We start from the raw sequence: 20,075 nt of genomic DNA on the forward strand, positions 1-20,075 counted from the left end.
TAGCAAAATAGTTGCAATCGCTGTTGTTGTAAATAATTTTATTTTTCTTGAGTTCATTTCTATACCTCTAAATCTTTTTTCTTGTCCTTTGGACATGATTTTGTATAAACGATAAAAACTCGTGGGTAAAATAGTGATTTTTGATAATAGTATTTAGAATGTGAATACTAAAATAGATTTAACTCTTCTCCGTCAACTATATTTATTCTGTTCCTGAGAATGTTAAAAATATTTTCAAGCTTCCTCACCGCATTTTCATATTCATTGATTTTACTATTTAACTGATTTTGAATACCTTCAATCTCAGATTCTACCCGCTCAATCGTTAGCTACTGCGATAAGTTTAGCTTTGAACGCTCATACTTAGCTAGTCGCTTAGTGTCTTGATTCTCACTTTGTAAGTTAACAACGACTTCCGCCATCTTGTTTAGGATAGCATTTTTTCTTGTAAGTTTGTTAAATCAATGTCTAGCTGTGCAATTTCTTCAACCAGTTCATCTTTTAATTCAAAAAAGGATTTATTTTGAGTGTGCAAGGTCATCAATAAATTGATTTCTTCTATTTTTTGTTGAAGGCTAGACAGACTTATTCGTCTCATATAAGGCAGAGACTTATTGTCAAATGTCAGTTGGCGAATCAAGTCCATTCCTTTCATATGTCGATTCTTTTTTGAGTTCTCTTTATGATAAATGAAATAAGAAGATGTTTCTCGAATAAAAACCTGATACTGTTTCTTATTTTCTTGTTCTAAAATATTTAGTTGATGATTTGGAATGAAGATTAGTCCTTCTTGTCCAATCCCCATCAAAACCTTAATGAAAAGTCCATCTGAAACCACCTTTTCAACCTGCTCTTCAGCAATCTCAACTTCAAACTCATGTACAGCATCTCTCTTAGTTTTATACGTTTTCATAAGCTTCGGTTATTTCTTCTACAGTCAATACGTCTGAATACTGTTGCATTTCAAATTTTTCAAATTCCGTTTTTACGTCACTATTTTGAAGCACTTCAACCACATCAAGTTCCTTGAAGTAGGTTTCAAAATACGCAGTATCATAAAGATTTTTCTTTCTTAATAACTTATTTGGTATGGAAATGCAGCTTTTTCCATCAGTAAGAACAAAATCTATCATTTTTATCTTGCTCTTCAATTCCATTCCCAGTAACTGAGCTTTCTCAACTAAATCATCAAATGAGTTGGATCTTGGCAACAAAAATTCTAAAATCTGTTCAATCTTTCTCTTAGCAAAGTAATGTTGAAAATATTCTTTTGAATAGGGTTCTCTCTTATTCAGCTTATCTCCTCGGATGACTTGTTTCATATTCCTATCTGTCATAAAAAATCGGCTATGTTTCCTTGAGAAATCTACTTTAACATCTAGTTGCTCAGCTTTTTTCATAAAATCATTGAAGTCAATTGAATGTTCCATGAGAAAAGATAACCTCTGCTTCAATTCGTATTTGTGATTAGAACAGCGATAGACCTCGTAATCCCTATGAGAATAGCATTTAATGGGAATAATTTTTGCACCAGCTACTTTAGAAATTCTATCCGAAATCATTTGTAAATTTCTTTCAAGAGCGTAGTCTCACTTCAACTTTTTTTGAGATTAGCAGGCGATTGAGTTGATAATAATGTAATTATGACAATGATCCTGATCAACATGAGTGGCAACAATGAATTTATAGTGAGCACCTGTCAACTCTTTTATCGTTTCATAGTCAATACGATTGATTTCCTTTGGGCTTAATGTATCTTCAGTTGAGAAAGATTTAATAATATGATGAGCATGTGTTTTCTGTTGCTTTTTCTCTTGTCTATCAAACCGTGAATCGTAGAGTTGGTCATTTGAAAGGAAATTATTTTGATACATCTTTACCAGTTCCACATAGTCAGGAAAATCAAGATAATTATTCATCCCAAAATCTGAAATCAACGATAAATTCCTTATTTTCTTAGGATTAAGAATATATTTAATTAATTGACGGTGGTATTTTTTCCCATGAACAGCATAGTGCTTAGTGATGACCATAAAATTCTCTCAATCGTTGACACTTTATGTCAAAATCTTGTTGTCACTGTTTTTCTAACTCAGCTATACCGAGCTACAATTCTTTTACTTGTTGTAGACTTAATAGGTGGCTTTGATTTACCGCACGTGCAATCTGGTTTATATTATTTCCAATCCTACGAATTTCAAAAATCAGGTCTTGAAATCCTCTTGTATCGATTGTGATAAAATTCATACCAGAATCGAGTAAGGTTTTTCTGGCATAATGAGAAAAGTTTGGACATGGGCTATAAGCAATATTTTTGTTGAGGATAATTAATTCTTGGTCACTCAAATACACTTTTTTCAAATTGGTTCGATAACGATTTTCCATAATAACTTACCTCATGTACTTGTCTTTGAATGAATGGCTTAATAGAATACTTATCTCAATTTCCTTCATCAAGTTTTTAACACAGGTCAAAATGATTTCAAGATGTTCTATTATAACGGTTTGTGACGACTTTGCTAGAACAAGTAGCTCATGTAGATCTCGATAAATCTGTTCTACTTTTTGGTGCTGTAAATATTTTATCCAATCTTCAAGTTGCGGGGATGATTGACAGTTTGGTTCTAATAATTTACCCCTAGCAAAAGGGGAGAATTGCTCATATCCATCCTGTATCATCAAATTTTGTATTTCTTGATACTCTTTTACTGAAAAATTGATTTCCTTGCGTATCTCTCTAACTAAGTTTCCCATCCTGAATTCTCCTAGTTCTTTATTATCGGTACATCCCCGCACTCGTATTAGACACGGCGCTGCATAATATCTTCCTTTCAGGTCTTCGCGAGCTCAGATATTGTGTCCACAATATCCCTAAAATCATATCGCCAGCTAATCAAAACCTACCAGTTTTGATCAGCTAACGATAAGATAACTTGGTGGCTCAGCCCCCAAACACCTAGTAGAAAATCAAAAATTGATTTTCTTGGAATGATATAAGGATATCAGGGATGATTTGGAAAAGATATCACATTATCAAAGTAATGGTGAGAAAAAAGAGAGCCTAACAGCTCTCGAAGTAAATTATTATTGTCCTTGTAATTCACGCACATTTTTATACTGGATATCAGGTTGAGGATTTGAATTAGCAAATTTATATCCCATAAATAGCGCATTCTGATCACAATAGGTTGATAAAATAATTTGATATTTTTCAATAATACCATGACGTAAAATCTCGATAAATGATAGTACATTCATCGCATCCATATCCTGAATAGGGTCATCTATCATTAAGAAATTCAAATTATCAGATAGCTTGAACATCGTATTCAAAGAAAGAGTAAATGCAAGCGAGACAACTGCCAGTTGACCTGTACTTAATTGATTCATTGCATCATGGTCATTACTAGAATCCGATTTAAACCTAATAATCATCTTCTTAGTAGCGTCGTCCTCACTCGTTTTTCTATAAGTTAAAAAAATTCCCATTCCCTGTTGATAGTTTTGCAACATTTTTGCAGAATAGATAAAAAATGGAATACGCAGCTGTTTTACAATACTTATTTTAAACTGCCTCACCTCTTCTTTATATACCATGTTTAATTCTTTCAATCTTACTTCAGTTTTTTCTAATATATCTATCTGATGAGATAAATCTTGGAACCGCTGATTTTGAACTAAATTATGTTGCTTATTGAGGTAAAGTTTTTTCTGCTCCAGAGCTTCAATACTAGTACTCTCTAACAGTTTAACGTCATTTTGAAAATACATAGGAAAGATATTCTCAGTATCCATTATCAGATTCTCATTGATTGCATACCTATCATCAATTTGAGAGTTAATATATTGTTTCAATTCAGATAACCTTGTATCAAGCATAGATTTACTTATTTTTTGATTCGGTATTTGATTCAACTGGTATGTCTCTAATTGTAATTCAGGAAATTCTCTTTTCAATTCTTCAAATCTGTTTGTAATTTCTTGATTATTAACATCTACTACTAAACGGTAAATGTCATCATCAACTACTAAATTAGATCGGAATTCTTGTAAGTTAAACTGATACTGCCTATTATAAACTTCAAATTCCAAACTCCCCAACGGATAAGGTAATATGGCTGTATACAGCTGAATAAAAGTTTTAAATCCATTAATATTTTGAGAATAACGTTCATATTTATCATGTAATTCTTGTAATTTAGCTAATAGCCTCTCATCTATGTCGGTAGTAAGGTTGTTTATTTCAGCGGTGATTTTTTGTTTAACTTGCTGAATTGAGGAGTCTATTGATAATTGAATTGCTTGCAATTGTTGACTACTCTGAGATGAAATACTAGTTAGGTACGCATTATAATTATCGTAAGATTTCTTTAAATCTTCAAATGATTGAAACTGGGAATCACAAAACGGACACTTATTCTCAACAACATGGTGATGTTGACGTAATTCATTAAATCGATTACCTAAATTCTTCCTAAGTTGCGTTAAATCATTTAAATTTTTATCAACTTGATTTGCTTGACTTCTTAAATCCTGATATCTTTCAAACTGTTGTTTTAGTGATTCAAAATCACTTGCTAAACTATCCCCCTGAACATAGCCAAAAGACTGTGCTGTCATCTGATTGGTGTCACTTGACAGATTCCTCAAATATTGATTCAATTGTTCTCTTCTCTCATTTTCACGAGTAATAGACTCAAATGATTGAACATAATTTTCTAGAAGCGTATATTCAAATAATATCGGATTATTTAATATATACTTCTCCCACAGCCATTTATTCTCAAATCCATTAATAATTGGAAACAAAATTGAGTAATATAAAACATCCTGACTATTAGTTATTTCTTGTTTTTTATGGTCACGTTCATTACGCTTTTTATATTCTGAAACTGAAAAATTCCGCTTAAAATTAATAATGCTCTGAACAGTAGCTTGAAAAGTTGTCAATTGTTCAAGATTCTCACTTGAAAATGGAGCTTGTTTGTCAAAGTCAAATTCATGATGAGTAAATAGCCTCTCATACAGAACATCCGCTAGCTTACGCTGAATTAATGTTCTCTGTGTTACTTGCAGATTATCTAATTTACTATTAATTGCTCGAATTATTTTATCAATTTTCTCTATTTTTTCTTCAATTTCATCAGTTTTTACCAAAAATGATAGACTATCACTCCTCTCTTGTTCAGTTTGTTTTAGAAAAAATGTCGTCTCCTCTTGTTGAATATAATTAAATAAATTAAAAATCTTTTCTATCTCATATTTTCCTTTAACACCCAAAAATTCATCAATCGAACTTTGGGTAAGATCAGATAGTCTAATATTATCTATTTCAGTAAAATTAGTATCATCCACCTCGTCTTGTCTTGATAGTTTAAACTGACTTGTTGACTTAAGAGGGGCAAAAACTTTTTTACTGTTAGGAGAATCATTCACTAAGCTTCTTACAATTACAAGTTGATTACCTTGCTCTTTCTCTAACCATAACTTTATAACTACTGGATAACCTAGTTCATTTTGAAAGAAAGGTTTATTATATGCAATATTTTCACCAGTTACTTTATTAATACGGGAAAGGTTACCTGTCAGTCCCAGCTCAATTGCATCAAAAATTGTTGTTTTTCCAAATCCATTTGGTCCTACTAAAAACGTGATATCTTCACTAAAGTCAATAACTGTTTTATGCCTAAAATTCTTGAAATTATAAATTAAAATCTTTTTAATCTTCACAAACTCAGTCTCCTAAAATTTGATATAAACTAGCCAATATACTATTCGTTTCATCTCCAAGTTGTTCACTAATTTTATTTTCATCAAATAAATCTAAGATTTGATCTACCTGATTTTCCTTATCTATTAAACCTTCGCGTTCAATGCGAGTTTTAATTCTATCTTCAATCACTTCGAAGCGATTATCTGAATGAGGAAGAGAAATAAATGGTAACTTGACAATTAATTGCATAGCGATAAAATAAGCATCATCAAAAAACATATTATTTTCAAATTTGTCAAATAAACTTTCATTTTCAGAACTCTCAGATTGAATATAATTCAGCAAAGATTGAGTACTAGGCTCTATTTTACTGAGCCCATCTTCAGTATAGAAAATAACATATTTTCTGAAATAATATTCGTCCTCTTCTATTTTCATTGTTATATTTTTAAATCTATTATAATCTTCTTCAAGATTATCAACTCTCACGGTTATAAATAAAGAAGTATTTTTTTGATTTTTTGGTTTTGAATTTTTTCAAATTCATAAACTAAGTTATTCGTTTGCTCACAGGTAAAAAAATTTACATCCTTTTCGATATTTGATCGAAGCATTTCTTTATCATATTCTTGAATCAAAAAAAATTCATTGCTATTTTCCCAAAATTCAATTACCTTACCGTATGATCTATAACCATGGTTTTCTATAACTTGCTTTATGAAATTATTCATCACTGTCTTGATCCTCCTTCAATTTTCGAACAGTATTTTCATAATCGATATATTCCAAATTGGATGAAAATATATTGTCCTTCACCTCTCCTACAAAACCAGACTCCAATTTTTCCTTCCCTTCTTCATGAATAGGGTGCTCTTCAAAAAATTTTCTACCATCAATATTCATATTGATTAAATAATCTGTATCAAAAATAGTTCTTATAAGTCTAAGTCCTATATTTTGCATAATACTATCTTTTACTTCCCCAGCAGCCGCTTTTGGTGCATTGATCAAACTTAATCTAAATGACTCCTGATTAGTTTGATAATGCAAATTATCTAATATGAATTTTTCTTCTTTACACCATTTTAAAAAATTATAAAAAATATATTTAATGCTATATCTATCAACTAAATTATCCAGATTGTTAATTTTTTTTAGATCTAAAATTTTCCCATCTGGATGTAAGTCAATTAATAGATTTTCAAAATCGTCTTCGGCTAAGTTTAGAATTTCATTTATAACTGTATTATCAGCATCATTATCCAAATTTTCATTCCAATAAAGTGCAAAGAGATTTTTCGCTCTTCTAATAGACCGCCTTTGACGCTTTTCTGTTGAAGTTATTATTTTATTTAGCTCTTGAAAATATATAACAGGATAAACGCCTTTTCCTGCATTATGTGCCTTACTAATTCGTCTGGAAACCAATTCATTAATTTCTAATAATGTCTCCTCTATGTGATCCTCATCATTACTTAAAGTAATATTTGAATGTTTCAATATTTCTTTAATATCTGCAATACAAAAATCATCAATTGGAGAGATTCTACCACCAACTAAATTGCAATATTTTTCACCATCCGGATAAGTATATAATTGAACTTTACTCTTATTAGGGACATACTTAGCACCACTGTAACTCTTTTTAAAAGTGCTCTTATCCATGTCCCAACCATTAACTTCACAGATCACGTGTAAATATCTATCTTGATTTGTTGTCCCCAAAATTTGGTATCCTGTGCGGCAATTTTCAGAATTTATAGTTCTAACATTTGCATAATCGTTTGGATATTTTCCGTCTTTCTTTGCTTTTACCTGATGCCTTGATACGACAGCTGTCGAGTAACAAATATCAACATCTTCTCCACCATTTTTTTCGAATATTAATTTATATTTTGAATAATCCTCTCTAGCATCAGTTAACTTTTTAAGTTCTCGAATAGCTAAAAAAATCCCTACTTTTCCTTGATGATTATAACCACTCCAACTAGATACTGCATTTCTTCTATCTACTTTCATTATTCACCCCATTTTCAATCAACTCCCTCAGTTGTTCTTTCCCCACCTTCAGCATCTCCTTCTCAACCTTACTCCATTTCCCAAAGAGGCAGTTTTGAAGAGCTTCTGCTGCGGTACCTTTGTCCGATTCAGAATCGTAGATACAAGTCCTATCTCTTTGGTAAATTTGGATACGGTCAAAGAGTTGTTCACCTTCTAACTCTCGTAGGTTATCAACCAAATGCCCTACAATACCATCATGATATTCTTTAGGGGTTGCTCTAGCCTGATTGGGATCTATGGCATAAAGTTCTTCATAACGAATCAAGGTGCTGAGATAAGAAAGATCTGGTTTGATGCCAATTACAGCTAAAGAAACTTGGTAACTTTTAGAAGTTAATAATTGAGCAGTCTGACGAGGAACTTGAGTGGTACGCAAAGTCCCTTCAATTAACAAATGGTAGCCTTGAGTGCTGAGTTCGTCAACCAGATGCTCTACCATTTTTCCTGCAAATCCCTTGGTATAGTCCACGCTGTCTTTACCATACTTTTCTTGCAAGGCTAAGTAATTGGGATGCTGAGAACGATAGCTGTAACCATCGATGATAATGATATTGCCTTGAAATTTCTTTTGCTTAATACGATGAGTAGTCGTCTTACCTGCTCCGCTTTGCCCACCAAGTAAAATGGCTTTCGGTTGATACGGAATCGTCTTGCCACGAGTTAGGGCCCGAATAGTTCGCTGCAAAGCCTTCTGAAATTCAACCTCACTAAATTCTTCCAATCTCATTAAGTCACCATCCAATAATGTACCATGTCTAGCATCCGCTCGATACCGTCTAAATAGCCATTATAACGCTCGATCTCATTGAAAGTATCGACAAGGTAAATTTTCGTATTGATCAATTCAGCCAAATCATCACTCATCAAAATCCAAGGATTGGTTTCATCATCAAAAGCAATATCTTGACTATCCTGGTATCTATAAAGCTTTGATAAAATGGCTGCTCCACGTTCTTTTATCACTTCTACTTTTAAAGTCAGATGATAATCTTCAACAGGTGTTAACATCTTGTCCTCCCCTACAATATCGACATAAGAAACATTAAATTTTTGACAAATACGGTCGATGAGTTCTGTTGAAACTGTACTAGATCCATTTTCATAACGACTTAGGCTATTGCGTGAAATCCCAACCATTTTCGCAAATTCTGGCTGTGTTAAATCGTGTATTTGGCGTAGTGATTTGATATTGTCTCCAATCATAGATAAAGACCTCCTCATATTTGCTTTCATTATACCATAAAAAACGAATAATGCACCAAATATGGTGCGTTATCCGTTTTTAGGCTTCTTCGATTGCTTAAACTGCTCTATTCGCTTCTCCAACTGCTCAGTATTCAGTTTATTTTTAGCTTCCTGGGTTGACCTATCAAGACTTTGTTCCTTAGTGGTTAAAATGTTCCGAGATATTTCTACTCTCTCACTAGACTTGAAACTTGGATCAAAGACCACATCTAAGAGTTGTTCTACTTTGGTTAGCTCAGTATCTGACATCTCTGATAGTCGATGAATCAGTCGTTTAAATTGATCCTGATTCTGTGTTTTCTTTTGAAAAAAATTCATTATCTTCTCCTTAAATTGTAAAAAGGTAGCCTGCATAGGACTACCTGACTTATAAATCATCAATGGCTACTGAAATAGCCTGCAACTTTTTATTTTGGATTTTCTTTTCATCAATCAATTGATGAAGTTCTTCAATTTGCTTCTGACAGGCGGAAATATCCTTGTTGTTTTGTTCAATGGTATCTGCCAAGTGTTGTTTATAGTCACTTGTGATATTTACTTTCTTCGGCTGAGTTTGTTTAACTTTTGATTCAGGCGTTTGGGCATCTTTAGATTCTGACTCTTTTTGTTTATGTTCAAAAGCAGCTACATAATCTACTTCTTCAATTGGTTTATCATCCTGTTTATGGAAAAGTGCTGCAATTTTTGCTCGTTCTTCATGGGACGATGTTGATTTCACATCATCTAGTGGCTGATCAAAATTCCATGTTTTACTCATTCTGTATCCTCATTTCTATAATTGGGTTGTAGTGGGGTTTCTTTACCAAAGGTTTGCTCTAGTGCTTCATAAAATGACAACTGACTAGATTGTTGCCGTTTGATAAAGGTACTATACATAGCTGTTTGTAGTTGGTCACGATAGTTTTCCAATTTCTCAGTCTCACGTGAGACCTTTTCTTCTTGTCTAGCTACTTTTTCAGCCAGACGTTCAATCACACTCATAGGGTGTCCTACTTGTCTCTTTCTAGATTATGATAGCGGACTTGATTTTGTTATCACAATTCCAAAGTGTGCTCTCGTTTAGGTGGAGGATGATTCTTAATGACTTGTGCTTGAGCTGTTTGGATAAAATCACTTAAAGATTTTTCCTTCTGTTGTTTCACAATATCATTCCAATCTGACTTTGTTTTAAGTCCCTGTAATGGTGGTAAATCCTGAGAAATAGGAAATCCTTTATCTGACAGTTTCTGACAAAATTCTCTTCCTGCTTCATCGTTATCAACAGCCAATGTTAACACGTTTGAATGGGTTTGGAAAAAGGTTGTCGTCTCTTGGATTGCTTGAAGATAATGGCTAAGTCTGCTAGGTTTTACTGTATCTAGAAATGCCAATTTCCCTTGTTCCTCTGCCGCTAGCCGCAAGATCTGATAAGCAATTACGGAAAGTTTTAACCCCTCCATTGAAACAAGGCGAACATCCGGTAATTGCTTTTGATGAAGCTGATAATAATTCATCATATCAATAACCGATTCGCAAAAAATGAGTCGCTTGGGATTGCCAATATCAAGACTAATACCTACGTGGCCATGAGAGCTTTTCATGATTTTCTTCAAATAACCCCGTTTGTGTCTTTCTTCATCTTTGACAATGCCTTGAAGTCTTGCTGCCTGTAAGCTTCCATTATGGTCATAACTTTTAAAAACCAATACAGGCTCCGATTGATGAGTAGCTTGTGCAAGTAATCCCTTTATACCAAAGGCATTAATCTTCTTATCAATTAGACCACGGACATCATTCAAGTAGGTCCGTGCTTGTCGAAAGGGTTCTTCAAGCAAATAATACTGAAACGGTTTAGAGAACTCTTCTATCACTTTAGCTTGTTCAAAATTTCCAGTTTCAAGATAAGACACAGCCTCTTTGAAAGTAACATCTGCCACTAACTGAACAAAGTCAATCACATCTCCTTGTATATCTCTTGAAAACCACTTGAAAGTATTGGTATCGGCAAAAATCCGAAAGGAATCATGTTCTGGGTGTTCATAAATTTGTCCTGATAAACGTCTGAAGGAATAACCCAGACTTACCGCCACATCTAAAATAGACTTTTGTTTAACTGCTTTAATTCGTGTCATCTAATCTTCCTATCAAAAAAAGCAGAAGAATGTCTCCTGCTAGTTGTTCCTTGGATCGTTGGTATGCTGGAATTAGCAACATTTGCGCCTTCTTTCATGTCCTCTAGTTTCCCATTCCAAATGCTCAACTGATTAAGAAGAAGCTTGTCAGAAACTTTGGAGTAGGATAACATAACCGTCTTGGTTTCTGTCTGAGTGGTTCACTGTTGTTGCTTACTCAAGTCAGACACATAGGTCTCTTGATAGGTAACTTCCGCAAGTGCAACATTACGTTCTTTATTGACATAAATACTAGCTGATTCAAATCGGTAGTCAAGCATATAATCTTTATAAACTCGATTGATCGCTTTATTCTGATTTGCTTCCTCTTCTGAAAATGCCGAATCCTTCATGTAGGGCTTGATACGAGCGTTATTTTCACCCAACTGAACTTTGTATAATATTGAGTGAGAAATTCTTTGACAAGTTCATCTAATAATAATATCGCTCTTTCTTCCTGCTTTTCTTTTGACACAAGTTTATTTGCTTCTGCTCGGATTTGGTTCTCAGTTTGCTTTGAAACAGATTGTGAGCCAATCGTATAGCCAATCATAACCATAAAACTTACTGCGATTAAACCTCCTACTCCAATTAGAAATCGAGCCTTTACTTTATTCAACATGACTTACTCCTTTATTAGTGATAACCACATCATATCAAGATTAGCTTGGAAATTTTATCACAAGAAAAAGGACTACCAATTGGTAATCCAATAACTGTTATTAAGAAGCTTCTATTTTATAATGTCAACTATTCAAGATATAAATAATTTTCAAAAATTATTTTTTCTACCTCTCTTTTAATTAATTCTTTTTCACAAATACCAATCATTACGCTATCGTAATTTTTAAGTTCTTCATCAATACCATCTAAATACATATCTAGTGTCAATTGATTTCTCTTAAGATGATTAAGTAACGAAAACTTAAATTCTTTTTTAAAATCTTTATCATTAACAAGTTTTAAATATTTATTCCCTTGGCCTTCTGTCAATTTTAAGGTAAAAAATTTCAAGAGAGAACCATAGAAGCTATATGTATAACCCTTTGATTTATACTCAGCTTCTTCTTTGATAAGATTAACCATAAATTCTTGTTCATCATGCTTTTCCTCACTTCCCCATTTCCAACGTAAAAGTTGTTCAAGTAACAAAAGTGAACTTAAAGGTAACTGACTAAATTCATAGGAGGGCAGTAATTCTATATTTTTCATCAATAATTCACTCATGGTAGAATTCAAAGTCTTATAATCATCGGTGTAGCTAGGAAATATATTAGGAGTTATGGAAAGACCTCTTATATATTGTTCAACTAAATCTCGTTTTTCCCACCTGTCTTGCAGCTTTATACTTCTAAAACCATATATATGAGTAGACAATATACTTTGAACTACAATGAGTTTTAATTTAGGGATACCTTTAAATTCTTTCAAAAACTCATCATCAATAAGTTTAACATCCCTAGTATCAAACACCTTTTTAAGAATCTCTACACCAACATGCTCACCATATTCGACGGTATCAATTATTGAAATCATGTCGTTATAAAGTTTTTCCTTTTTTTCTTTACTAGACTTAAAAATTTCCACTAAAATTTCAATATATTCTCCATCACTTGAATCCCAGTCTCTAGTTTCTGGATAAAGCAGTTGGTATAATGCAAATGCCCCACGATAGTTAACAGACATCGTTTTTACGATTTCTAATAAATTGGAAAAATTTGAAATCTTACTATCAATACAACTATAATTATCAGTGAGATACTTGAAGCATATTCTAGAATAAGTGATTTTATTATCATAATCTCGAACAATTATTTCATTGCTGCCTCTAAAAAAATCTACTACAACTTCAGGTTCTCTTAAATTGGGGAGAAATACATTTGAAATATCATTAGAATTTTTGTATTTATCAAAAAGAATATTCCAGACCTCCCCTTCATATTCATCATAATAGTCTTTTATCTGATTACGTTTAACATAATGCTGTCCGCCATCGTTGAAATAGAAATCAATTTTTATTATGTTTGAATGCAATGAGATATATACACTATCAGTATCAGAATGAGAGTCAATTTCAGGATAGGTTGAAGAGTAAAATACATCTATCTTCTCGATTCTTCTAAAGTCATCTTTAGAAATCCGAAGATTGGAATCAGAAATTGACTTTTCAAAAATAAATAATTTATCTGTCCTATCCGTTTCCCAGTAAGTGCCTCTGGTAATATTTTGGGTAAATCTATCCTGAATTAGATTTACCAATTGAAAAATGGTTTGTTTGTTTTTAGCCATATCCGCCAAAACTTTAAATATACAGATATGTATGTTGTTTATTTTACTATATTCAAACCAATTAATTCCTCGTCTTCTAACTTTCTTATTGTGCTCTATACCTAAAATAGTTTTTTTCTAAAAATCCCTGGAGATTCGAAACTATAATCACTCTCTATCCAACGTATATTCTTTTTAATCAATTTATCAAATATCTGGGAATCTAGTTTGAATAAAGAAATAGCAAAAGAAATCAATACTTCGCTTTCAAAATTAATATGAGATATTAAATCATATTTCTCTTTTATAAAACACTTATAATTGACAATATCTCCCACCTCAAATTCCTTTGAAATTCCAATAATTTCTTCACTAGAAATATTAAAATAAATAAATTTTAAAAATTTAATTTTATCTTTAGCATTGTCAATCTTAGATAGATCCACTCTAACTTGCTTAAAATAACTCTTTCTAGCTCCATCGGAAAACTTTTGATTGAGTAATTTATTAAAATATTTGTTATACCTATTTTTTATATCTGATTGAATAACTTTTTTCAATCTTCCATCAGTATTTTTGTTGATAAATATAGTTGTTTTAGCCACTTCTAAGCTAAATTTCAAAAGAAAGATAAACAAAATCAATAGGAACCCAATTATAGCCTGCCAAATATATTGATAATGAATACCTGTAGATGCATTAAATTCAACTATAAGAGGAATAATAATTGATAGCAGCAAAGAACCAACGAACTCCCAACTATTTGTTAAATGATACCAAACATTGCTGTCTGTTAAAAAATCCATTTTTTGATAGCCTAAGTAAGTCCCTTTTTCTTTATTGTCATAACCAACCATAAATTGTAAAAATCCAACATAAACTCCGTAACACGCCCATATAGCTAAGACTACAGAAAATAAGGATGCTAGATCTAAATCATCACTTTCAAGTTTAAATAATGAAATTTGATATTGATAACATAACCAATAAATATAACTCACGATTGAGAAAAATAATATATGGGAAAAATATTTGATTTTATCACCTGAAATTAATTCATCTATAAAGATTGTAACCCTAAGTCTCCCAAAAAACCTCAGAATATAGGACAATACAAAAATAATTATTGGGGAATATAGAATTAATTTTTCAAACAAGCAAAACACCTCTTCTTTTTTTCTAATTAATAATGATTATACCTGATATATAGAAAGCACACAAATACTAATATGAGTTTGTTTCAAAAATTACCTATAGAAATAGGACTACCTAAAATCAGGTAGCCCTATTTTCATGCCATTCTACTTCTCACAACTTTTGTCACAATACCAAGTGCCAGCAGAATATTAAAAACAATAAAAAATCCTGTAAAACTCCAAATACCATTAGTGGCTAAATCTTCAATATAGAGGTATCTCTCTGTGAAAAAGAGGTAAATTCCATAGATTTCAATAAAGACTAATCCACTGATGATTCCGATAAGAAACAAAGCATCTGAAACTTTCACAAGCTCATAAAGGACAAGCAGTATCAGTCCAATTACTGCGATAATCAGAAGGCTTTGTAGAATTTGTTCCAACATCTTATACCTCTTTCTAAGACAAGTACTTACGGTAATAGTTAGCTTGTTCCTGGTCAAGTTCATCTAGTTGGGCAACCAAATCAAGGTATTCTGCCTTCGTCACCTCATCTAAGCTTGGAAAATCATTCTCACGACTTGTGATGATGAGTTCCAGCTGTTCAGTGATTTCACGCTTTGAAAAGCTATCATCAAGAGTTTCATCTTCATACTGTTCCTTTAAAGCTTGGTAGTTGGCTCTATCTTCTGGGCTTGTAAATCCTTGTGCCAACCATTCTTCAAGTTGATAACGTATTTCTTCTACTGTTTTGGTCATGGTCTGTTCTCCTTTTGTGATTTCTTGACTTCATTTTACCGCGTTCAAAAATATTTGTCAGCCTTTTTTCTTATATCTCAAGTGCTATTTGTTGATTCATTTTGGGTGATGTATCTTCACTAAACTTGGCCAAAGCTGCATCTATCTCCTCAATCTCTGCTTCTTTTTCAACCAAGGGAGCCAAAACATCATATTTAGCCTTTACAAGCTGATAGTCTTCTTCCTTGGGAAAGACTTTCTCAACTTCTACTTTGGCTACTTGAAGCTTATCTTTTAAATCCTTTACCAGCTCTTCCGTCTTTTCTTGCTCATCCATAATATGGTCGATGGCATTACTAATCCGTTGAATGGTTCCCACGTCTGATTTCAAATCAAGAGCGACAGTATATTGGTTATCACCTACAATCATTAAAGAGACAGTCTCTGGCAAGGGCTCACTAGGATCTCGTGTAGTCATTTTTAAATCAAATCCTCTAAAGCTGGCAAGTGTCCTGACTTCCTTGGTCTCTGAGCGATTATAGGTAATGAGTTTACGCAGATAGTCCCCTGCTTCTGTGCGATTATCCATTTTCTGATTGTCAAATCGCATGACAAAATCTTGCGACTTTGTTGCCAAAGATTGGGCAATATCTTTATCATATTGACTCAACCGTTTTTCCATGATAGGGAGGTGCTTCTCGCTATAGGAAATGGTATGGCGATACTCGTCTTTGGAGCGATTAAAGGCTCGCTTTTGATTTTCTAATACCGTTAGTTCATTTTCCAACTCCATTTTGAGTTTGAGGTAAGGGTTTCCAGTTGCCAAGGCCTTAAAGTCTGAGGCAGTCATGGTTTGTTCATCAATGTCTTCTGCTGATCTCACAGGATCTTTTGATGTCATAATCTGGGTGATATACTTGAGCTTATTCTCCTGCGTCTGCCAAAGATAATTGTCGAAACTCCCTTTTGTAATATAGTGATAAATATCTACCTCCTGGTGCATGTTTCCCTGACGAATCAATCTACCATTTCGCTGGACAATATCAGAGGGACGCCATGGAACATCTAAGTGGTGAACAGCTTTCATGCGTGATTGCACGTTTAGGCCCGTTCCACCTTTTTCAGTCGAAGCCATGAGAATCCGCACTTCACCACTATTGACCTTTCGTGAGAGAGAATTTTTCTTCTCATCAGTATTAGCATCATGCACAAAGGCAATTTCTTCTTTTGGAATCCCTCGATCAACCAGCAAAGCTTTCAACTCATTGTAAACATCAAAGCCTTCTTCCTTACTTTTAGGAGTTCCAATATCAGAGAAAATCATCTGAGTGGCTTTGTCTTCAGCTCCTTCACTGTAAATCCGCTCGACATTATCGACTACTTGAAGGATTTTCTGATTATCCGATAATGAATAAGCAGGGTCAATCAATCGCATATCAATAGCTAGTTTTCTGGCTTCACCTGTGATTTTAAGCATGTTATCTCTACTTGGATCAACACTGCCTGACTTGATAGCGTCTGAACGCTCTACCAGTTCTTATAAATAGTATTTCTGAGCTTGCATTAACTCGCTTTCCACCGCAATAATTTTAGCTTCAGGTACAGGTAAATCAAGCATATCTGAAGTCTGAATATCGGCAGTTTCCTTGTAGATTCGCATGAGTTCAGGCAAGTTCACAAACTTCTTAAACCGTTTCTTAGGTTGGTATTTATCACCTGTCGGGGCTAGTTCCATAGAGTTTTCGATATTCCCAAAAGCACCAACCCAGGAATCAAAATTGGATACCTGGTATCGTTCCAAGACATCAGGTTGAATGTAATTCATCATAGTGTAAAGTTCACTAATGGAGTTAGAAACTGGTGTTCCTGTCGCAAAAACAACATTTCTATCGCTATGCTCTGCCTGAACCTGTCTCACCTTCATCTCCATGTCTACGTTCTTTTTTGAAGTGGTATTGGTGATTCCCGCGACATTCCCAAGTCCAGTGATTGGACGGATATTCTTGAAGTGATGAACCTCATCCACAAAGAGAAAATCAATTCCAAGGTTTTCAAATTCGATAAAGGTATCTCTCTAGTTTTTGGAGTTCTTCTAGTTTGTGTTCCAATTCCTTAATCGAACGTTCCGCTTCTTTCACCGTATAATCGCTATCACTTCCTAGTTTAATTTCTCTGAGTTGCTCAAGTTTGTCATTGATATAGGTGACCTGTTTTTCACAACTCATCGGTATTTTTTCAAACTGGGAATCCCCAATGACAATGGCATCATAGTCCCCTGTAATAATCCGAGACACAAACTGCTTGCGTTTGGCTTTGGCAAAGTCCTTCTTGGTGGTCACATAGACTTTCTTGGCTGGAAAGAACTTCATAATTTCTTAACTAAACTGAGCAGTCAAACTAGAAGGAACTACATAAAGAGGTTTATGCACCATTCCGAGTTCTTTCAGTTTGAATCCTGCCCCAAGCATGGTCAAGGTCTTTCCAGACCCTACCTCATGGGCTATTAGAGCACGTTTCTCTTCCACAATTCGTTTAATGGCATTCTTTTGGTGAGGACGTAAGGAAATATTCTGGGCAAGTCCATCAATGGTTAAATGACTACCATCATAGGTCTTTGATACTGTACGATTATAGAGACTGTTATAGGTGTCTTCAATCATCTGTTGGACTTCTGGATACTTTGCTACAAAACCTTTAAAGAGTTCTTGTAGGTGTGTTTCCTTAGCTCGCAGGACTGTTGTTTTCTTCACATCCGTCACATTCTTTTTCTTATCCCCTTCGACAACTTGTTTTGTGATGGTTGATTGATTGGAATTCAAGAGATTTTCAAAGATTTTTCGACCACTATCATAGCGTGAAGCAGGGACACCTAAACTCCTATCCGTTACGTTGGAATAGGTGTAGGCAAATTTAGATTGGTAAGTGATGATCCCGTCGATGGGACTAACTTCAAGGACTGTCGCTACTTCTTGGTCTGACAGTTCATAGGCTTTCCCCATAAAGGTTTCTTGGGCAAATTTTCCGTAAACAGACAAGGGAATCCAGCGTGAACCGATTCGATAATCAATGTCTGCCAAAATAATACGTGATGGTTTGACCGTCTCTAGTAGCCCTGCATAATGTGACCAGTTAAAGTCCTGATTGCCTTGTTTTACAAATAGATCCTCCACTTCTAACTTGGTAACCACATCACCTGACAGAAAGTCTTGGCGAGAAACATAGGTCAATTCCCCATCCAAATACTTCTCAAGATCAAGCATAATGAGGTCACCTAATTCCTCAATCAAGGTCATCTTTGATTCAACCTGATAGATAGAATCGAAATCAACACCACGTCCGTCAGCCAAGCTGGAATTTAAGGCATCAAGGGCAGTATGTACCTTTTTAACCTCTTTTTCGGAACACACCAGAGCCTTCTCAAAGGCAAGGGATTTAGTATAGATAACAGACTTTCCACTTGGATACAGACTTTCATCTTCTAAACTAGCAAGAAGCGAATACTTATCATCACTATCAAAAAGATTACTGACCCAGATTCTCCCTCATTTCAGCTGGAATGGAGGTATCAATGACTTGTTTGATCAACACATTTGGATTAATGATGACCTCATTTCTATCAATCTCTCTTGGGGCCTTAACGTGATTTAGAGCAGTTTGGACACTTGCAATCAAGTCATGACTAGTCCCCTTAACAGAAAGTGTTCCGCCGTTAAAATTTCTGACCTCGTAGGTTCCTAGCACTTGGCTATTGTATTCTCCATCAAAGTAAGGATTGAGCCAGATACGACTATCCTTTTCATAACGAACGGAATCTGAAAAGGCTAAGTCGTCTGTCACATATGCCTTGTCTAAGTGTTTCTGGAAAAATAACATATCCGTTGTGACAGTGGTTCCTGCAATGGCCTTAAAGGCAGAATCAGGCAGGCGAACCCCTCCAAGAAATTCAGTTGTCTCACGAATATCTTGGAAGATGTTTTCTGTTCGCTTATCCATGGTTCCTGTGGAAGAGATAATCGCCACTTGCCCACCATCATGGACCAAATCAAGAGATTTTTTGACAAAGTAATCATGAATCATATAAGGCTTATCGTACCTATTATCCGCAATTCGTATATTGGCAAACGGCACGTTTGAAATCACCCAATCAAAACTATTGTTGTTAAAAGCCACTGTTTCAAAACCCTTAATTTCAATACGACTATTCGGATGTAGGTGTTTGGCAATAGCTCCTGTAATGGTATCTAATTCCACACCATACAACTCACACTTTTCTCTTAAGTATTTGGGCATTGCTGCAAAAAAATTCCCTGTTCCCATGGAAGGATCTAGGATTTTGCCACCTGTAAAACCATCTCTTTCCAATTTATCCCACATTTAACGGATAAGGGCTGGGTCTGTATAGTAAGCTGTCAGGGAGGACTGTTTCATATCTGAATATTCTTTATCTGTGACTAGGCTTTTCAGTTCTTCTCGTTCCTTAGAAAATTTTGGATTATAGCCATTAAAGAAATCATTAGCAAGCCCACCCCAGCCTACATATTTTGCAAGGAGTTCTTGTTCACTTGGTAAAGCATTGCGGTGCTCTACTTCCAAATTTTTTACCAACCGAATTGCCACGATGTTTGTCTCAACCTTATCTCTAGCAGTCTTAGGATAAAAGTCCGTCATATCTTCTGGAAAATAAAAATCCGTTACAGGACTATCTGGAATTGATTCCTCTCTCTTCTCAACAAGACCTTGGTTGTTTGGTTGGTCAACAACATC

General features: G+C 34.2%; 15 protein-coding genes and 4 pseudogenes. All 19 read right to left on the reverse strand.

The window, feature by feature from the left end; translation table 11 throughout:
• Positions 1-167: 167 nt before the first annotated feature.
• Positions 168-2,033: pseudogene (locus SP4011_RS06545) on the reverse strand (SAG1250 family conjugative relaxase).
• Positions 2,034-2,076: 43 nt separating this feature from the next.
• A pseudogene (locus SP4011_RS06550) lies at positions 2,077-2,385 on the reverse strand (MobC family plasmid mobilization relaxosome protein).
• A gap of 6 nt (positions 2,386-2,391) precedes the next feature.
• Positions 2,392-2,754: an SAG1252 family conjugative relaxosome accessory protein gene (locus tag SP4011_RS06555; protein WP_057488249.1), complete on the reverse strand. Its 363-nt coding sequence runs from the start codon at positions 2,752-2,754 to the stop codon at positions 2,392-2,394.
• Positions 2,755-3,084: 330 nt separating this feature from the next.
• Positions 3,085-5,730 carry an AAA family ATPase gene (locus SP4011_RS06560; RefSeq protein WP_057487465.1) on the reverse strand — a complete coding sequence of 882 codons (2,646 nt, stop codon included), beginning with the start codon at positions 5,728-5,730 and terminating at the stop codon, positions 3,085-3,087.
• A 4-nt stretch (positions 5,731-5,734) separates the two neighbouring features.
• Positions 5,735-6,202 carry an ABC-three component system middle component 1 gene (locus SP4011_RS06565; protein ID WP_338618388.1) on the reverse strand — a complete coding sequence of 156 codons (468 nt, stop codon included), beginning with the start codon at positions 6,200-6,202 and terminating at the stop codon, positions 5,735-5,737.
• 2 nt (positions 6,203-6,204) lie between these two features.
• Positions 6,205-6,444: a hypothetical protein gene (locus SP4011_RS06570; protein ID WP_338618390.1), complete on the reverse strand. Its 240-nt coding sequence runs from the start codon at positions 6,442-6,444 to the stop codon at positions 6,205-6,207.
• Positions 6,437-7,732, reverse strand: a complete 1,296-nt coding sequence (locus tag SP4011_RS06575; protein WP_338618392.1) for an ABC-three component system protein — start codon at positions 7,730-7,732, stop codon at positions 6,437-6,439. Before SP4011_RS06575 ends, SP4011_RS06570 begins: the two co-directional genes overlap by 8 nt.
• The gene (gene pezT / locus SP4011_RS06580; protein WP_338618393.1) at positions 7,719-8,501 is read right to left on the reverse strand and encodes a type II toxin-antitoxin system toxin PezT; all 783 of its coding nucleotides are present in this window, start codon (positions 8,499-8,501) and stop codon (positions 7,719-7,721) included. The genes SP4011_RS06575 and pezT overlap by 14 nt, the downstream gene beginning before the upstream one ends.
• Positions 8,501-8,977 (reverse strand): type II toxin-antitoxin system antitoxin PezA, encoded by a 477-nt coding sequence (gene pezA / locus SP4011_RS06585; protein WP_338618396.1) that lies wholly within the window; start codon positions 8,975-8,977, stop codon positions 8,501-8,503. The genes pezT and pezA overlap by 1 nt, the downstream gene beginning before the upstream one ends.
• A 69-nt stretch (positions 8,978-9,046) precedes the next feature.
• The gene (locus SP4011_RS06590; protein WP_057487460.1) at positions 9,047-9,337 is read right to left on the reverse strand and encodes a hypothetical protein; all 291 of its coding nucleotides are present in this window, start codon (positions 9,335-9,337) and stop codon (positions 9,047-9,049) included.
• Positions 9,338-9,386: 49 nt separating this feature from the next.
• A complete protein-coding gene (locus SP4011_RS06595) occupies positions 9,387-9,776 on the reverse strand; it encodes a DUF5945 family protein (RefSeq protein ID WP_057487459.1) in 390 nt (129 codons plus the stop codon).
• Positions 9,773-10,000: a DUF5965 family protein gene (locus tag SP4011_RS06600; RefSeq protein WP_057487458.1), complete on the reverse strand. Its 228-nt coding sequence runs from the start codon at positions 9,998-10,000 to the stop codon at positions 9,773-9,775. The genes SP4011_RS06595 and SP4011_RS06600 overlap by 4 nt, the downstream gene beginning before the upstream one ends.
• A gap of 53 nt (positions 10,001-10,053) precedes the next feature.
• Complete coding sequence (locus tag SP4011_RS06605; RefSeq protein WP_338618401.1) at positions 10,054-11,130, reverse strand: DNA primase; 1,077 nt, start codon at positions 11,128-11,130, stop codon at positions 10,054-10,056.
• Positions 11,127-11,791 (reverse strand): annotated as a pseudogene (locus SP4011_RS06610) (peptidylprolyl isomerase). The gene SP4011_RS06605 and the pseudogene SP4011_RS06610 overlap by 4 nt, the downstream one beginning before the upstream one ends.
• 128 nt (positions 11,792-11,919) lie before the next feature.
• A complete protein-coding gene (locus SP4011_RS06615; RefSeq protein WP_338618403.1) occupies positions 11,920-13,458 on the reverse strand; it encodes a hypothetical protein in 1,539 nt (512 codons plus the stop codon).
• Positions 13,459-13,559: 101 nt separating this feature from the next.
• Complete coding sequence (locus tag SP4011_RS06620) at positions 13,560-14,594, reverse strand: hypothetical protein (protein ID WP_338618404.1); 1,035 nt, start codon at positions 14,592-14,594, stop codon at positions 13,560-13,562.
• Between the two features lie 134 nt (positions 14,595-14,728).
• Positions 14,729-15,019, reverse strand: coding sequence for a DUF5966 family protein (locus SP4011_RS06625; protein WP_057487455.1), 291 nt, complete (start codon positions 15,017-15,019; stop codon positions 14,729-14,731).
• Between the two features lie 13 nt (positions 15,020-15,032).
• A complete protein-coding gene (locus SP4011_RS06630; protein WP_057487454.1) occupies positions 15,033-15,332 on the reverse strand; it encodes a DUF5962 family protein in 300 nt (99 codons plus the stop codon).
• A gap of 70 nt (positions 15,333-15,402) precedes the next feature.
• A pseudogene (locus SP4011_RS06635) lies at positions 15,403-20,030 on the reverse strand (SNF2-related protein); the annotation flags it as partial.
• Between the last annotated feature and the right edge of the window lie 45 nt (positions 20,031-20,075).

It is taken from the genome of Streptococcus parapneumoniae (assembly GCF_037076355.1).
In the GTDB taxonomy this organism is placed as follows: Bacteria; Bacillota; Bacilli; order Lactobacillales; family Streptococcaceae; genus Streptococcus; species Streptococcus parapneumoniae.

Bases quoted from the DNA above. Each gene is read 5' to 3' on its own strand.
- pezT (WP_338618393.1), bottom strand. From the start codon at position 8,501: ATGAGATTGGAAGAATTTAGTGAGGTTGAATTTCAGAAGGCTTTGCAG.
- SP4011_RS06625 (WP_057487455.1), bottom strand. From the start codon at position 15,019: ATGTTGGAACAAATTCTACAAAGCCTTCTGATTATCGCAGTAATTGGA.
- pezA (WP_338618396.1), bottom strand. From the start codon at position 8,977: ATGATTGGAGACAATATCAAATCACTACGCCAAATACACGATTTAACA.
- SP4011_RS06600 (WP_057487458.1), bottom strand. From the start codon at position 10,000: ATGAGTGTGATTGAACGTCTGGCTGAAAAAGTAGCTAGACAAGAAGAA.
- SP4011_RS06570 (WP_338618390.1), bottom strand. From the start codon at position 6,444: ATGAATAATTTCATAAAGCAAGTTATAGAAAACCATGGTTATAGATCA.
- SP4011_RS06575 (WP_338618392.1), bottom strand. From the start codon at position 7,732: ATGAAAGTAGATAGAAGAAATGCAGTATCTAGTTGGAGTGGTTATAAT.
- SP4011_RS06615 (WP_338618403.1), bottom strand. From the start codon at position 13,458: ATGGCTAAAAACAAACAAACCATTTTTCAATTGGTAAATCTAATTCAG.
- SP4011_RS06555 (WP_057488249.1), bottom strand. From the start codon at position 2,754: ATGGGAAACTTAGTTAGAGAGATACGCAAGGAAATCAATTTTTCAGTA.
- SP4011_RS06605 (WP_338618401.1), bottom strand. From the start codon at position 11,130: ATGACACGAATTAAAGCAGTTAAACAAAAGTCTATTTTAGATGTGGCG.
- SP4011_RS06590 (WP_057487460.1), bottom strand. From the start codon at position 9,337: ATGAATTTTTTTCAAAAGAAAACACAGAATCAGGATCAATTTAAACGA.
- SP4011_RS06595 (WP_057487459.1), bottom strand. From the start codon at position 9,776: ATGAGTAAAACATGGAATTTTGATCAGCCACTAGATGATGTGAAATCA.
- SP4011_RS06630 (WP_057487454.1), bottom strand. From the start codon at position 15,332: ATGACCAAAACAGTAGAAGAAATACGTTATCAACTTGAAGAATGGTTG.